Source organism: Rhizobium sp. 007, assembly GCF_015353075.1.
In the GTDB taxonomy this organism is placed as follows: domain Bacteria; phylum Pseudomonadota; class Alphaproteobacteria; order Rhizobiales; family Rhizobiaceae; genus Rhizobium.
In genome coordinates this window covers 183,267-200,252 of record NZ_CP064189.1, presented here as the reverse complement: position 1 = coordinate 200,252, position 16,986 = coordinate 183,267, and the positions used below count along the sequence as shown (strand labels likewise).

The window sequence follows — 16,986 nt, the reverse complement described above, 5'->3', positions numbered from 1 at the left end:
ACTGGATGCAGAAAGCCTAACTGAGCTTCTCTCCCTTGCCAAAGAGAGAAGCCGGAGTGGCAGCCGAGAAGCTGCGTTGCTACCAAAGGTCGGACGCGAAAGCGTCCTAGTACCATCGTCCGCGCAGCAGCGGCTATGGTTTTTGGCGCAGCTGGACGAGGGCAGCACCAACTATCACATTCCGCTGGCCTTGCGGCTGCGTGGTGGGCTCGACCGCACCGCCTGGCAGCGCAGCCTTGACCGTTTGTTTGCCCGTCATGAGGCGCTGCGCAGTGTCTTTGTCGCACCGGAGGGCAAGCCCCGGGTTGAGGTTCTGCCGCCGGAGGCGGGGTTGCCGGTGCTGGAGCACGATCTGCAGGGCCGGCCGGATGCTGAGGCGGCGCTTCTGGATCTGTGTCATGAAGAGGCGCGCACGCCATTCGATCTTGCGCGCGGGCCGCTGATCCGCGGGCGTCTGATCCGGATGTCGGATGCGGAGCACGTCTTCCTGCTGACCCAGCATCATATCGTCTCGGACGGCTGGTCGATGGGCGTGCTGATGCGTGAACTCAATCAGCTTTACCGGGCGTTTGCGGCTGGAGAGGACGATCCTTTGCCGCCGCTGGCGATCCAGTACCCGGATTATGCCGCCTGGCAACGCCAATGGCTGTCGGGGGAACGGCTGCAGAGCCAGGCGCAGTATTGGCGCGACGCCCTGTCCGGCGCTCCGGCCCGACTTGCCTTGCCGACGGACCGTGCGCGGCCGGCCCAGCAGTCGTTTGCCGGGGCCAGTGTGCCTGTTGTCATCGATGCGGATCTGACGCGGGGGCTGAAGCGGCTGAGCCGGCAGCATGGCACGACCTTGTTCATGACGGTGCTGGCGGCCTGGGCGGCGGTGCTGTCGCGTCTGTCGGGGCAGGACGACCTTGTGATCGGCGTGCCGAGCGCCAATCGCGGCCGGCGCGAGATCGAAGAGTTGATCGGCTTCTTCGTCAACACCCTGGCGCTTCGGGTCGACCTGTCCGGCGAGCCTGATGTGTCGGAGCTTCTGGAACGGACGCGGCGCACGGCCCTGGCTGCACAGGAGCATCAGGACCTGCCGTTCGAGCAGGTGGTGGAGATCGTCAAGCCGCCCCGGCATCTCGATCACACGCCGCTGTTCCAGGTGATGTTGGCCTGGCAGAACAACGCCGTCGGGTCGTTCGACCTTGCCGGGCTGAGCGTGGAGGCGGCCGGGGACGGGCTCGATCAGGTCAAGTTCGATCTGGAGCTGAGCCTTGGCGAGTGCGATGAGGTCATAGCCGGAACGTTTGGTTATGCCACGGCGCTGTTCGATCAGGCGACGATCGAGCGGCAGCGTGGTTATCTGCTGGCGTTGCTGCGAGCGATGGTTGCTGATGCCGGGCAGCCGGTCGGTCGCATCGAGCTGCTGTCATCCGACGAGCGGACCTATCTGCTGGAGGATCTAAACCGGACGGCGGCCGATTATCCGTCGGACGGTTGCGTCCACGAACTGTTCGAGGCGCAGGTGCAGCGTGCGCCGGATGCCGTGGCGGTGGTTCATGAGGACGAGACGCTGAGCTATGGGGAACTGAATGCCCGTGCCAACCGTCTTTCCCATCACCTGATCGGGCTTGGTGTCAAGCCGGACGACCGTGTGGCCATCTGCCTTGAGCGCAGTCCGTCGATGGTGGTGGGACTGCTGGCGATCCTCAAGGCGGGCGGCGCCTATGTTCCGCTGGACCCGGCCTATCCGTCGGCGCGGCTGCGGCAGGTGCTCGAGGATGCCGCGCCGCGGCTGTTGCTTTGCGATGCCGCCGGTCGCGCAGCACTCGGCGCCGAGGCGCTGGCCGATCTGAGCGTGGTCGATCTCTCGGACGGCGAGCGTCCAGGGGCCGGTCAGTCCGCTGACGATCCCGACCCGCATGCCCTCGGGCTGACCCCCAGCCATCTCGCCTATGTCATCTACACATCAGGCTCCACCGGCACGCCTAAGGGCGTCATGGTCGAGCATCGCGGGATGACCAATTATCTATGCTGGGCTCGTGAGACCTACGCTCCCACATCCTCCTCCGTCGTCTCCTCTTCGCTCGCCTTCGATGCCACGATTACCAGTCTGTTTGCGCCTCTAATCTGTGGTGGGCATGAACATCTCATATCCAATGGAAATGAAACCGAAAACCTTAAGGTAGAGCTTGGCTTAGGCCGCAGCCTGGTCAAAATCACTCCGAGCCATCTGGATGTGCTTGGGCAACAGCTATTGTCGGCTTCGGACACCAGCCAGGTCGAGGTGCTCGTCATTGGCGGTGAGGCATTGTCGTCTTCGACGGTCGAGCTATGGCGTCAGATCCAGCCGGCTGCCAGAATGGTCAACGAGTATGGCCCGACGGAAGCGGTTGTCGGTTGTGCTTTCCATGACATCCCTGCAGACCTTTCCGGATCGACGAATGTGCCGATCGGGCGTCCGATATCGAACACGCGGCTTTATGTGCTTGACGACCATGGTCAGCCGGTTCCGTTCGGGGCGGTGGGCGAGCTTTATATCGGCGGGGCGGGGGTGGCGCGCGGCTACCTCAACCGTCCGGAGCTGACGGCGGAGCGGTTCCTGGCGGATCCGTTCAGCGGCAAGGCGGATGCCCGCATGTACCGGAGCGGCGACCTGGCGCGCTACCTGCCGGACGGCAATCTCGAGTTTCTGGGCCGCAACGACGACCAGGTGAAGATCCGCGGCTTCCGCATCGAGCCGGGCGAGATCGCCGCCCGGCTGCTGGAGCATGAGCTTGTCGGCGATGCCGCGGTGGCGGCGCGCGCGGATGCGGCGGGCGACAAGCGGCTCGTCGCCTATGTGGTTGCGAAGACGACGGACGGGTCGGCCGAAGCCGATGGGGCCGAGCTTGCGAGCGTGATGCGCCATCACCTGAGCGGCCTGCTGCCGGACTACATGGTGCCGTCGGCCTTCGTGCGGCTGGACGCACTGCCGCTGACGGTGAACGGCAAGCTCGACCGCAAGGCGCTGCCGGCCCCCGAGGACGATGCCTATGCGCGTCGGGCCTACGAGGCACCGCGCGGCGAGATCGAGACGGCGCTGGCCGAGATCTGGGCGGAGCTTCTCGGGGTCGAGCGGGTCGGCCGCCACGACAACTTCTTCGAGCTCGGCGGCCACTCGTTGTTGGCGGTTCGCGTGCTCGTCCGGCTGACAGAGGCCTTGGCAGTGGAGCTGCCGCTGGCGATCCTGTTCGCCAAGCCAACATTGGCCGATTTGGCGCTAAGTGTTGGCGAAGTGCTGAACGGTTCTGGTGCGCAGACAGCACCGGTCATCATGCCAGTCGGACGTGATGGTGCGCTTCCGCTGTCCTATTCGCAGCAGCGTCTCTGGTTCTTGTCACAGTTGGACGAAGACAGCACGAACTATAACATTCCCCTGGGGTGGCGACTGCAGGGCAGGCTCGACCGTGTCGCCTGGCGGCGCAGCCTTGACCGCCTGTTTGCCCGTCACGAGGCGCTGCGCTGCACGTTCGTCGCCGGAGAGGATGACCCGCAGGTCCAGATTTTGTCCGGGGACAGGGGATTGCCGGTGCTCGAGCACGATCTGCGGGACAGGCCGGATGCGCAAGCCGGGCTTTTGGATCTGTGCCAAGAAGAGGCGCGCACGCCGTTCGATCTGGCGCGCGAGCCGCTGATCCGCGGCCGGCTGATCCGGCTGGCGGATGAGGAGCACGTCTTTCTGCTGACGCAGCATCATATCGTCTCGGACGGCTGGTCGATGGGGGTGCTGGTGCGCGAGCTCAGCAGCCTTTACCGCGCGTTTGCGGCTGGAGAGGACGATCCTTTGCCGCCGCTGGCGATCCAGTATCCGGATTATGCCGCCTGGCAACGGCAATGGTTGTCCGGCGAGCGGCTGCAGCGTCAGGCGCAGTATTGGCGCGACACCCTGTCTGGCGCCCCGGCCCGTCTTGCGCTGCCGACGGACTGGCCGCGGCCGGCACAGCAGTCGTTTGCCGGAGCCAGCGTGCCGGTTGTCATCGATCAGGCTCTGACGCGCGGGCTCAAGCGGCTGAGCCGGCAGCATGGCACGACGTTGTTCATGACGGTGCTGGCGGCCTGGGCTGCGGTGCTGTCGCGCCTGTCCGGGCAGGACGATATCGTGATCGGTGTGCCGACGGCCAATCGTCGTCGCCGCGAGATCGAAGAGTTGATCGGTTTCTTCGTCAACACCCTGGCGGTTCGAATCGATCTGTCCGGCGAGCCGAGCGTGTCCGATCTCCTGGAACGGGCGCGGCGCGCGGCCTTGACTGCACAGGATCATCAGGACCTGCCGTTCGAGCAGGTGGTGGAGATCGTCCAGCCGCCCCGGGCTCTCGATCACACGCCGTTGTTCCAGGTGGGACTGGCCTGGCAGAACAACACCGTCGGGTCATTGGACCTGCCGGGGCTGCGGGTGGAGGCCGCGGGCGAGGGGCTCGATCAGGTCAAGTTCGATCTGGAACTGAACCTGGGAGAGCAGGGCGAGGTCATCGCCGGGACTCTGGGTTATGCGACGGCGTTGTTCGACCGGGCGACGATCGAGCGGCAATGTGGTTATCTGCTGGCGCTGCTGCGGGCGATGGTTGCCGATGCCGAGCAGCCGGTGTCCGAGCTGGACATCCTGCCTCCCGACGAGCGCAGCTACCTGCTGGAGGAGTTGAACCGGACGGAAGCGGACTATCCGTCGGATCTTTGCGTGCACGCGCTGTTCGAGGCGCAGGTGCGCCGGGCGCCGGAGGCAGTGGCGGTGGTCCATGAGAATGAAGAGCTGAGCTATGGCGAGCTGAACGCCGATGCCAACCGGCTGGCCCATCATCTGATCGGGCTCGGGGTCAAACCCGACGAGCGCATTGCGATCTGCGTCGAGCGCAGCCCGGCGATGGTGGTGGGACTGCTGGCGATCCTCAAGGCGGGTGGCGCCTATGTGCCGCTGGACCCGGCCTATCCGTCCGGCCGCTTGCGGCAGGTGCTCGACGATGCCGCCCCGCGGCGGCTGCTTTGCGACGCCGCCGGCCGCGAAGCGCTCGGCGCCGAGGCAATCGCCGATCTGAGCGTGGTCGATCTCGATACGGCCACGCCCGCCTGGGCCGACCAGTCCGCTGACGATCCCGACCCCCATGCCCTCGGCCTGACAGCGCGCCATCTCGCCTATGTCATCTACACATCGGGATCCACCGGCACGCCAAAGGGCGTCATGGTCGAGCATCGCGGGATGACCAATTATCTATGCTGGGCTCGTGAGACCTACGCTCCCACATCCTCCTCCGTCGTCTCCTCTTCGCTCGCCTTCGATGCCACGGTCAACAGCCTGTTTGCGCCTTTGGTTTCTGGCGGCCATGCATTGCTTACGAAAGAGGGGGACGAGGTCGAGGGGATCAGCTCGAGGGTCGGCACGCCGTGCGGACTGGTCAATGTCACCCCGATCCTTCTGGATGTGCTTGGGCAACAGCTATTGTCGGCTTCGGACACCAGCCAGGTCGAGGTGCTCGTCATTGGCGGTGAGGCATTGTCGTCTTCGACGGTCGAGCTATGGCGTCAGATCCAGCCGGCTGCCAGAATGGTCAACGAGTATGGCCCGACGGAAGCGGTTGTCGGTTGTGCTTTCCATGACATCCCTGCAGACCTTTCCGGATCGACGAATGTGCCGATCGGGCATCCGATATCGAACACGCGGCTTTATGTGCTTGACGACCATGGTCAGCCGGTTCCGTTCGGGGCGGTGGGCGAGCTTTATATCGGCGGGGCGGGGGTGGCGCGCGGCTACCTCAACCGTCCGGAGCTGACGGCGGAGCGGTTCCTGGCGGATCCGTTCAGCGGCAAGGCGGATGCCCGCATGTACCGGAGCGGCGACCTGGCGCGCTACCTGCCGGACGGCAATCTCGAGTTTCTGGGCCGCAACGACGACCAGGTGAAGATCCGCGGCTTCCGCATCGAGCCGGGCGAGATCGCCGCCCGGCTGCTGGAGCATGAGCTTGTCGGCGATGCCGCGGTGGTGGCGCGCGCGGATGTGACCGGCGACAAGCGGCTTGTCGCCTATGTGGTTGCGAAGACGACGGACGGGTCGGCCGAAGCCGATGGGGCCGAGCTTGCGAGCGTGATGCGCCATCACCTGAGCGGCCTGCTGCCGGACTACATGGTGCCGTCGGCCTTCGTGCGGCTGGACGCACTGCCGCTGACGGTGAACGGCAAGCTCGACCGCAAGGCGCTGCCGGCCCCCGAGGACGATGCCTATGCGCGTCGGGCCTACGAGGCACCGCGCGGCGAGATCGAGACGGCGCTGGCCGAGATCTGGGCGGAGCTTCTCGGGGTCGAGCGGGTCGGCCGCCACGACAACTTCTTCGAGCTCGGCGGCCACTCGCTCCTGGCGGTGCAGCTGATGGAGCGGCTGCGGCGGCTGTCGCTCGGGGTGGAGGTGCGCACCCTGTTCGCCAGGCCGGTGCTGGCCGATCTTGCCGCCAGCCTTGGCAGCCATCACGAGGTGGCGGTGCCTGCCAACCTGATCACCAAGCAGAGTACGGCGATTACGCCAGAGATGCTGCCGCTCATCGAGCTGGCCCAGCCGGAGATCGACCGGATCGTCGCCATGGTTCCCGGCGGTGTCGGCAACATCCAGGACATTTATGGCCTGTCGCCGCTGCAGGACGGCATCCTGTTCCATCATCTGCTGGCCAGCCGGGGCGATCCCTATCTGCTGGTCTCGCAGATGGCGTTTGCCGACCGTGACCTGCTGGAGCGCTATCTTGGCGCGGTTCAGCAGGTGGTGGATCGGCACGACATCCTGCGTACGGCCTTTGTCTGGGAGGGGCTGTCGAGCCCGGCCCAGGTGGTCTGGCGCACTGCGCCGCTGCAGGTGAGCGAGGTCGAGCTGGATGACTGTGACGGTTCCGGCGCCGAGGAACTCCGGCGCCGGTTTGATCCACGCCGGCAGCGCATCGATCTTGGCCGGGCGCCGTTGTTGCGGTTTGTGATCGCGCGCGAGCCGGGCAGCGGGCGCTGGCTGCTGCTGGAGCTGCAGCATCATCTGATCGGGGATCACACGACGTCGGAGGTGCTGCATTCCGAGGTCGAGGCGGTGCTGGGGGGCCGAGGGCATGAGCTGGGCACGCCGCAGCCGTTCCGCAATCTGATCGCACAGGCCCGACTGGGGGTCGGTGTGGAGGCGCATGAGCAGTTCTTCCGATCGCAGTTGTCGGATATCGACGCGCCGACGACGCCGTTTGGGCTGAGCGAGGTCTATGGTGATGGCATCGGGTCTCACGAGGCGCGGCGGATGTTGCCGCAGGCGCTCAACGATCGGCTGCGGCAACAAGCGCGGCGGCTGGGGGTGAGCCTGGCGAGCCTTTGCCATCTGGCCTGGGGGCAGGTGATGGCGCGCAGCAGCGGCCGAGAGCAGGTGGTGTTCGGCACGGTGCTGTTCGGCCGCATACATGCGGGTGCGGGCGCCGACCGGGCGCTGGGCCTGTTCATCAACACCCTGCCTGTGCGGCTCGACCTCGACGGGACCGGGGTCGAGGCGAGCGTGCGCAGCACCCATGCGCGGCTTTCCGAGCTGCTGGCGCACGAGCATGCCTCGCTGGCGCTGGCGCAACGCTGCAGCGGGGTTGCGGCGCCGGCGCCGCTGTTCAGCGCGCTGTTGAACTACCGTCACACCACGCCGGCGGCCATGTCCGGCTCCGGAACGGACGATGTCCTGTCGGGCGTGGAATGGCTGGGCGGCGAGGAACGCACCAACTATCCGCTGACCCTGTCGGTGGAGGATTTTGGCGAGGCGCTCGGCCTCACGGCGCAGGTGGTGGAGCCCGTGTCTGCGGATCGGGTCTGCGGCTACATGCAGCAGGTGCTCGAGCAATTGGCCGAGGCGCTGGAGCATGCCCCTAATAGGCCGGTGCGCGACCTCGACATCCTGCCGGCCGCCGAGCGCACCTATCTGCTGGAGGATCTGAACCGGACGGCGGCGGCCTATCCGTCGGAGCGGTGCATCCACGAGCTGTTCGAGGCGCAGGTGCAAAAGGCGCCGGAGGCGGTGGCGGTGGTTCATGAGGACGAGCGGCTGAGCTATGGCGAGCTCAACGCGCGGGCCAACCGGCTGGCCCATCATCTGATCGGGCTCGGGGTCAGGCCGGATCAGCCGGTGGCGATCTGCCTGGAGCGCAGCCCGGCGATGGTGGTAGGTGTCTTGGCGATCCTCAAGGCGGGCGGCGCCTATCTGCCGCTGGATCCGGCCTATCCGTCGGCGCGGCTGCGGCAGGTTGTCGAGGATGCCGCACCGCACCTGCTGCTTTGCGATGCCGCCGGACGCGCCGCACTCGGCGCCGAGGCGCTTGTCGATCTGACGGTGATCGATCTGGAGACGGCCACCCCGGCCTGGGCCGAACTGCCGGCCTCGAACCCGGACCCGCGCGCCCTTGGCCTGACCGCGCGCCATCTCGCCTATGTCATCTACACCTCAGGCTCAACCGGAACCCCAAAGGGGGTCATGGTCGAGCATCGGGGGTTGGTGCGTCTGGTGGCGGGCAACGATTTCGTCGAAATCTCGCCGCAGGACATCTTTCTCAATGCCTCCTCGCCGACATTCGACGCGACCACGTTCGAGGTCTGGGGTGCCTTGGCGAACGGCGCCAGGGTTGTGCTCTATCCTGGACGTCACCTCTCGACCGCAACGCTGGCCCAGATCATCCAGGACCAAGGCGTCACCATCGCCTGGATGACTGCCCGGTTGTTCGACGTCTATATCGCGGAGGGGCGGAGCACCAATCTGCTACAGCAACTGCTGGTCGGGGGCGAGGAGGTCTCCATCGCTTCCATCAGGGCATGCCAGAAGCGACATCCGACGCTGCGAATCTCAAATGGCTACGGCCCGACAGAGAACACCACCTTTAGTCTTTGTTATCCGGTGCCTGCTGAGTTCGATGGCCGGCAACGGGTGCCGCTGGGTCGACCAATTCGCAATTCGGTGGCCTATCTGTTGGATCGGTTTGCCCAGCCCGTGCCGTTCGGGGCGGTGGGCGAGCTTTACATCGGCGGGGCAGGCGTGGCGCGTGGCTACCTGAACCGCCCCGAGCTGACGGCGGAGCGTTTCCTGGCCGATCCGTTCAGCGATGAGGCAGGCGCCCGGCTGTACCGGACCGGCGACCTGGGGCGCTATCTGCCGGACGGCAATCTGGAGTTCCTCGGCCGCAACGACGACCAGGTGAAGATCCGCGGCTTCCGCATCGAGCCGGGCGAGATCGCCGCGCGGCTTGGCGAGCATGCCTGGGTGCGCGAGGCGGCGGTGGTGGCGCACGAGGATGGCGCCGGCGACAAGCGGCTCGTCGCCTATGTGGTTGCGAAGACGACGGACGGGTCGGACGAAGCCGATGGCGCCGGGCTTGCTGCATCGTTGCGGGCGCATCTGAGCGGGCGGCTGCCGGACTACATGGTGCCGTCGGCGTTCGTGCGGATCGAAGCACTGCCCTTGACGCCGAACGGCAAGCTCGACCGCAAGGGGCTGCCTTCGCCGGAGGACGACGCCTATGTGCGCCGCACCTACGAGGCGCCGCGCGGCGAGATCGAGACGGCGCTGGCCGGCATCTGGGCGGAGCTTCTCGGGGTCGAGCGGGTCGGCCGCCACGACCACTTCTTCGAGCTCGGCGGACATTCCTTGCTGGCGGTGCAGCTGATGGAGCGGCTGCGGCGGCTGTCGCTCGGGGTGGAGGTGCGCACCCTGTTCGCCAGGCCGGTGCTGGCCGATCTTGCCGCCAGCCTTGGCAGCCATCACGAGGTGGCGGTGCCTGCCAACCTGATCACCAAGCAGAGTACGGCGATTACGCCGCAGATGCTGCCGCTCGCCGAATTGACCCAGCCGGAGATCGATCGGATCGTGGCGACGGTTCCCGGTGGCGTCGGCAATATCCAGGACATTTATGGCCTGTCGCCGCTGCAGGACGGCATTCTGTTCCACCATCTGCTGGCAACCCGGGGCGATCCCTATCTGCTGGTCTCGCAGATGGCGTTCGCCGACCGTGGCCTGCTTGAGCGCTATCTTGGCGCGGTTCAGCAAGTCGTGGCCCGGCACGACATCCTGCGCACCGCCTTTGTCTGGGAAGGGCTGTCCAACCCGGCGCAGGTGGTCTGGCGCACTGCACCGCTGGATGTGGTCGAGGTTGAGCTGGAGGACTGTGACGGTTCCGGCGCCGAGGAGCTCCGGCGCCGGTTCGATCCGCGCCGGCAGCGCATCGACCTTGGCCGGGCGCCGCTGATGCGGTTCGTGATCGCGCGCGAACCGGGCAGCGGGCGCTGGCTGCTTTTGGTGTTGCAGCACCATCTGATCGGCGATCATACGACGGCCGAAGTGATGCATGCCGAGGTCCGGGCCGCGCTGCAGGGGCGCGCGCATGAGCTTGCAGCGCCGCAGCCGTTCCGCAACCTGGTGGCGCAGGCGCGGCTTGGCATGGATGCCAAAGCGCATGAAGCGTTCTTCCGGGAGATGCTGGCCGACATCGACGAGCCGACGCTGCCGTTCGGTCTGAGCGAGGTCTATGGTGATGGCATCGGATCCCGCGAGGCACGGCGGATGCTGCCGCAGGCGCTCAACGACCGGCTGCGCAGCCAGGCACGACGGCTCGGGGTGAGCCTGGCGAGCCTTTGCCATCTGGCCTGGGGGCAGGTGGTGGCGCTGAGCAGCGGCCGTGAGCAGGTGGTGTTCGGCACGGTGCTGTTCGGCCGCATGCATGCGGGTGCCGGCGCCGACCGGGCGATGGGCTTGTTCATGAATACCTTGCCGTTGCGGCTGGATCTGGATGAGACCGGGGTCGAGGAAAGTGTGCGTATCGCCCACGCCCGTCTGGCCGAACTGCTCTCACACGAGCATGCCTCGCTGGCATTGGCGCAACGCTGCAGCGATATTGCCGCACCAGCGCCACTGTTCAGTGCGCTGCTGAACTATCGCCACAACACGCCGGCCATGGCCGGCGTGGGAACAAGCGACGTGCTGTTCGGCATGGAATGGCTGGGGGGCGAGGAACGGACGAACTACCCGCTGACATTGTCGGTGGATGATTTTGGTCAGGAGCTGGGGCTCACGGCGGATGCGGTCGAACCGATCTCCCCCGATCGGATCTGCGGCTACATGCAGCGGGCGCTGGAGCAGCTGGTCGAGGCGCTGGAGCATGCCCCTAATAGGCCGGTGCGCGACCTCGACATCCTGCCGGCCGCCGAGCGCACCTATCTGCTGGAGGATCTGAACCGGACGGCGGCGGCCTATCCGTCGGAGCGGTGCATCCACGAGCTGTTCGAGGCGCAGGTGCGCCGGGCGCCGGACGCAGTGGCGGTGGTCCATGAGAATGAAGAGCTGAGCTATGGCGAGCTGAACGCCGATGCCAACCGGCTGGCCCATCATCTGATCGGGCTCGGGGTGAGGCCGGACCAGCCGGTGGCGATCTGCCTGGAACGCAGCCCGGCGATGGTGGTGGGTCTTTTGGCGATCCTCAAGGCGGGCGGCGCCTATGTTCCGCTGGATCCCGCCTATCCGTCGGCGCGGCTGCGGCAGGTTGTCGACGATGCCGCACCGCACCTGCTGCTTTGCGATGCCGCCGGACGCGCCGCACTCGGCCCCGAGGCGCTTGTCGATCTGACGGTGGTCGATCTGGAGACGGCCACCCCGGCCTGGGCCGAACTGCCGGCCTCGAACCCGGACCCGCGCGCCCTTGGCCTGAGCCCGCGCCATCTCGCCTACATCATCTACACCTCGGGCTCCACCGGAACGCCCAAGGGCGTCATGGTCGAGCATGCGAGTGTTCTCAATGTTCTACACGCTTTTTTGGATGTATCCGGCCTCACAGCGCAGGATTCACTCCTCGCGATAACGACGATCTCTTTCGACATTGCGGGGCTGGAACTCTATCTTCCACTGGCCGTGGGAGCTAACGTCGTCCTTGCTCACGGGAGCAATGCTGTTGGATTGGAGCAGCATCTATCGCATCAGAAGATAACGGTGATGCAGGCGACCCCGGCATCGTGGCGCATGCTCTTCGACGCCGGCTGGGAGGGTGCGCCCGATTTACGCGCGTTGTGCGGCGGCGAAGCGTTGCCTGCAGATCTGGCCTCGAACCTCGGCGGAAGGGTAAAATCTCTCAGGAATCTCTATGGTCCGACGGAGACTACAATTTGGTCGACCACCTTCCTTGCCGACACGGGGATTGAGGCGCCTTGCCGGAATGTCCCGATCGGCCGTCCGATATCGAACACGCGGGTGTACCTGCTGGACGCTCATGGCCAGCCGGTTCCGTTCGGGGCGGTGGGCGAGCTTTATATCGGCGGGGCGGGGGTGGCGCGCGGCTACCTCAACCGTCCGGAGCTGACGGCGGAGCGGTTCCTGGCGGATCCGTTCAGCGGCAAGGCGGATGCCCGCATGTACCGGAGCGGCGACCTGGCGCGCTACCTGCCGGACGGCAATCTCGAGTTTCTGGGCCGCAACGACGACCAGGTGAAGATCCGCGGCTTCCGCATCGAGCCGGGCGAGATCGCCGCCCGGCTGCTGGAGCATGAGCTTGTCGGCGATGCCGCGGTGGTGGCGCGCGCGGATGTGACCGGCGACAAGCGGCTTGTCGCCTATGTGGTTGCGAAGACGACGGACGGGTCGGCCGAAGCCGATGGGGCCGAGCTTGCGAGCGTGATGCGCCATCACCTGAGCGGCCTGCTGCCGGACTACATGGTGCCGTCGGCCTTCGTGCGGCTGGACGCACTGCCGCTGACACCGAACGGCAAGCTCGACCGCAAGGCACTGCCGGTCCCCGACGACGATGCCTATGCGCGTCGGGCCTACGAGGCACCGCGCGGCGAGATCGAGACGCTGCTGGCCGGGATCTGGGCGGAGCTTCTCGGCGTCGAGCGGGTCGGGCGCCACGACAACTTCTTCGAGCTCGGCGGCCACTCATTGTTGGCGGTGCGCCTGCTGGCCCAAGCGTTAGCCCTTGGGATGAAGGTCAGCGCCAGCAACATTTTTGATGCCCCGATCCTCAAAGACCTCGCTCCGAAGATCGAGTTGGATTCATCCCATTATACACCCGGTGTGCTACCGGTTCGCACGATAGGGTCTCAAGCGCCAGTCTTCTTTGTTCCGACAGGTTATGGCGACTGCTCATATGTGTTCCCCTTAGTCAGAGAGATGGACATAGATTGCCCTGTCTACGCTTTGCCTTGGCCGCCATTTGAGGAAGCTCGTCGATCAAGCCTTGAAGAGATTGCAACAAAAGTAACGCACGCAGTACGCAAAGTGCAGCCACGGGGACCATATCGATTTGCCGGGTATTCCTCTGGGGCTGTACTGGCGTATGCAATCGCCGAGCGCCTGCTCTATCTCGAAGAAACTGTTTCATTTATGGCATTCATCGATGTGCCAATACCGGCGATGTCGCCTGCGATGACGGATACAGAAATCGCTTTGCAAATGATCTTTGAACCTCTGGAGTCGCTGGGTGATGAGGGGTTTGAGGTGCTGCGCCAATCGGCCGGGCAGAGTTCCGTTGAGCAGTTGTTTGAGAAAGCGCGACAAATCGGTGCGGTCGTCGGTAGACCAGATCTCTACTATGACGCCATCAGATACGCGCAATTTCACCAAGCTGTGCATTCGTATGAGATGCCATCACTGCCAGTCAGCGTGCACCAATTTTATGCTCTGGAGCACTCTCTTAGCCGAAGGGCGCGACTTCCGGCAGCGCCGGACGCAAATTCACCAATGCGCGGCTGGGATCGAATTTTGGGCGCGGAGTTTATCCAGGCTGTGCCCGTTCCAGGCGATCACGTGACGATGATGGCTGTTCCGGAAAACCGGCGGGTCTTGGCGCGCCAACTGTCAGCAGCCTTAAACAATTCGCCGACTACCCACCCGAACAGCAATCTGGATGTCAAATGACAGAGCGGCTATCCCACCTGAATACTCATCTTCCTTCGACCGCTGAGTTGTTAACCTTGGGGGGTGACGAGCGGATCGAACTTGATGCTGGCCAAATGACAAATAAGTACGGGCGTAAACCACTTCCCGACAGGGAAATATTCTCATTTGGTTCCGCAACCGCATCTACGATTTCTGACATCGGATTTTCAGCTGCGGAAAGACTGCGCCAAAGGATATTACAGACCCTGCATGGACGGGCACCGGAAGAAATTTATCTAGAAGAGATCGGCAGTCTTCGCAACGAATTCATCGGCTTATGCCGTTTGGAACAAATCCGAGGGCTGGAAGTCATCGTTTCCCCTTCTGGCACCGACGCTCACATGCTCGCCTCCAAATTGGTCGCAGGAAGCTCCCCCGCGAAGACTTTGGCAATTATGGTCCAATCGGAAGAGACGGGGAGTGGGGTCGGGCATGCTTTGGCTGGCGGTATGCACTCTCCGCACCGCGAGAGTGGTGGAATAACGGTTAATCCTGCGGATCCAATTGATGTTAGATCGATAGCAGTTCGCATGGAAGATTCCAGTCTCCGACCTATTGCGGCCGTCGATGATGAACTCGAGGCAATAGTAACTGCTGCGATAACGCGATACAGTCGTATTTTGATTGTGTTGACTGACGTTTCGAAAACCGGAGTACTGGCCCCAACTCCGAGCAAGGCGCTGGATCTCAGGCGTCGCTGGCCTGATAGTGTTGATATTCTCATCGATGCATCTCAGTTTCGATTGGCACCGAAGACGCTGCAAACCTATCTTACCATCGGCTGCTTGGTGATAGTTACTGGATCCAAGTTTTTGGGAGGTCCAGCCTTTTCGGCAATGCTCTTGGTTCCTGAGTCGCTGGCATGCCGTTTGAAGAAACGGCCACTACACCCTATACCCGGAGCGAAGTCTTGCCGGGCAGACTGGCCCCGAAATTGGGCAGGCGCTCAGTCACTCCCGGAAGCCAGTAATTTTGGTTTACTTTTGCGATGGGAAGCTGCGCTCGTGGAGTTGCGTGCTTTCCGTAGTGTTTCAGAGGAAGATGTCCAAAGCGTCGTGTTTGACTTTCATAAGGAGGTTACCTCCTGGCTGAACAATGCGCCTAATTTTCAGCTGTTAGAGCAACCGACGTTACAACGCCATCTGCCAGTCACCCACAATTCTTGGGACCAGCTACCGACTATTTTTCCTTTTATACTGTTTCACGTAAGTCGACGTGCGGGGAGAAATCCGCTGGCTGTCCCGCAAACCAAGAGGATCTATGATCATTTGTGCCAGGATTCGACCGTGAAAGCCAAGATGCCCGGTGACTCAATGTTGTCAGTTCGTTGCGAAGTTGGACAACCGGTTCCTTGCGGCGAGCTTGAGGGCGTCCAGGTTGCCGCGTTGCGGCTTTGCCTTAGTGCACGCCTGATTGTGGAAGCGATCAACGCAGGCGAACGAGGCATGAAGCATTTGTTCGATCGAAGTCTGATGGTCTTGGAAAAAGTCGCCTTCCTCACCAGAAACTGATCTGCATTCTGATAAGGCATCATCGCCGGAGCCTGGAAAAGTCATGCCGGAATGAAGAAGCTTTATTTGTCTTTGAACCCGCGTGATCCATCGGAACTTCGCACGCCATCACTAAGAAATCGAGGTTCCGGCTACACATTAGGTATTTTACTATCGGAGGTTATACGCGAATGCGCTACTATCTCTTACAGCCCAACGATTTGACTCCGACCGAAGAGGTTGATTACCGACAAGTTCTTGAGCTTGAAGAAGAGATTCTCCAAGCCAAATTCTGGAAGACTCCAATTGCAGTCCATAAGGGAGAGCTTTTCGTAATGGATGGCCATCATAGACTGGCTGTCGCCAAGCGGCTTCAATTGAGGATATTGCCAGCAATGTTACTAGACTACCACGGTGTTCGGGTAGAAGCTTGGCGTCCGGGAGAGGTAGTTACTCCCGAGATCATTTTTGCTATGGCTCGGAGCGGACGGAAGTTCCCTGCCAAGACAACCAAACATGTCTTCGACCCTCAGTTCCCCGAATGTAAAATCCCATTGAGTGATCTCGGATATGATCGGGACAATGGTTCCTGAAGGGTGCGAATTCCGACTTGAAACCGGTCGCTCGTCCCATGCAAGAGCGGTAGGTTTTCGAAACTAATCTTTCCTCTGGGTTAGCGACTTTGGGTTCAAGTCGCAATTGAGGTCGGCATAGAAAAAGCTCCGGACTGGGGCGCAACTGGTTAAAATGATTCAGGTGACACAGGTTTTGCGCGAGATAGAAGAATGAGCTTAAAGGTATCCTCATTACGGGAACGGCCCGATCTGATTCCCTCAGTTTTTTCACCGAAATTCGATGGTCTTTGGCCCAACTTCATGCGCCAAAATCAAACTGCAAAGCTGTATTTTGGGAAGGCCGTGTTTTTTGACTACCTTGACTATGCCTTTGTAGGACTTATCGATGAGGAGGTCGTTGCTCGAGCTTTCGGCGTGCCGTTTGCACTGAACGTTGATGGGCGTGCCGAATTGCCTGACGGCGGTTGGGACCAGGTTATCCGCTGGGCGCATGAGGATAAACTTATCGGTCGCAAACCAAACACGATGAGTGCACTCGAAATCACATTAGCGCCCAGAGCACGAGGTATTGGCAATGCACTGGCAATGTTGGGCGCATTGAAGACCTGTGCCAGGAATGTTGGCTTCGACGAATTGTCTGTGCCGGTTCGTCCAAATCAGAAGCAACGAGACCCGCGGCTACCAATGGATGAATACATCAAATTACAGCGTGCTGACGGCTCCCCGTTGGATTCCTGGCTGCGAACTCACATAGCCGTCGGTGGCAGAATCTTAAAAATAGCACCTTATTCCATTACCATTGCTGGGACAATTACCGAATGGTCAAGTTGGACAGGAATAGCGTTTGAACGTTCGGGCATGGTGGAAATTGATGGTGCACTAGTGCCGATGCTTGTGTCGATTGAGCACAATTACGGCATATATGCCGAACCGAACGTGTGGGTTCGACACGCGCTATGATCTATTTTCTTGGTACTGTCACATTGATTGAGCGGTAAGGAAATTG

General features: G+C 62.8%; 3 protein-coding genes and 1 pseudogene. All 4 read left to right on the top strand.

The window, feature by feature from the left end:
• Position 1 precedes the first annotated feature (1 nt).
• Positions 2-13,894: pseudogene (locus ISN39_RS32615) on the top strand (amino acid adenylation domain-containing protein); the annotation flags it as partial.
• Positions 13,891-15,426 carry a hypothetical protein gene (locus ISN39_RS32610; RefSeq protein WP_194732116.1) on the top strand — a complete coding sequence of 512 codons (1,536 nt, stop codon included), beginning with the start codon at positions 13,891-13,893 and terminating at the stop codon, positions 15,424-15,426. The pseudogene ISN39_RS32615 and the gene ISN39_RS32610, both read left to right, overlap by 4 nt.
• A 170-nt stretch (positions 15,427-15,596) precedes the next feature.
• Positions 15,597-15,998 carry a ParB N-terminal domain-containing protein gene (locus ISN39_RS32605; RefSeq protein ID WP_022719483.1) on the top strand — a complete coding sequence of 134 codons (402 nt, stop codon included), beginning with the start codon at positions 15,597-15,599 and terminating at the stop codon, positions 15,996-15,998.
• 282 nt (positions 15,999-16,280) lie between these two features.
• Positions 16,281-16,940, top strand: coding sequence for a hypothetical protein (locus tag ISN39_RS32600; protein WP_028740323.1), 660 nt, complete (start codon positions 16,281-16,283; stop codon positions 16,938-16,940).
• Positions 16,941-16,986 lie beyond the last annotated feature (46 nt).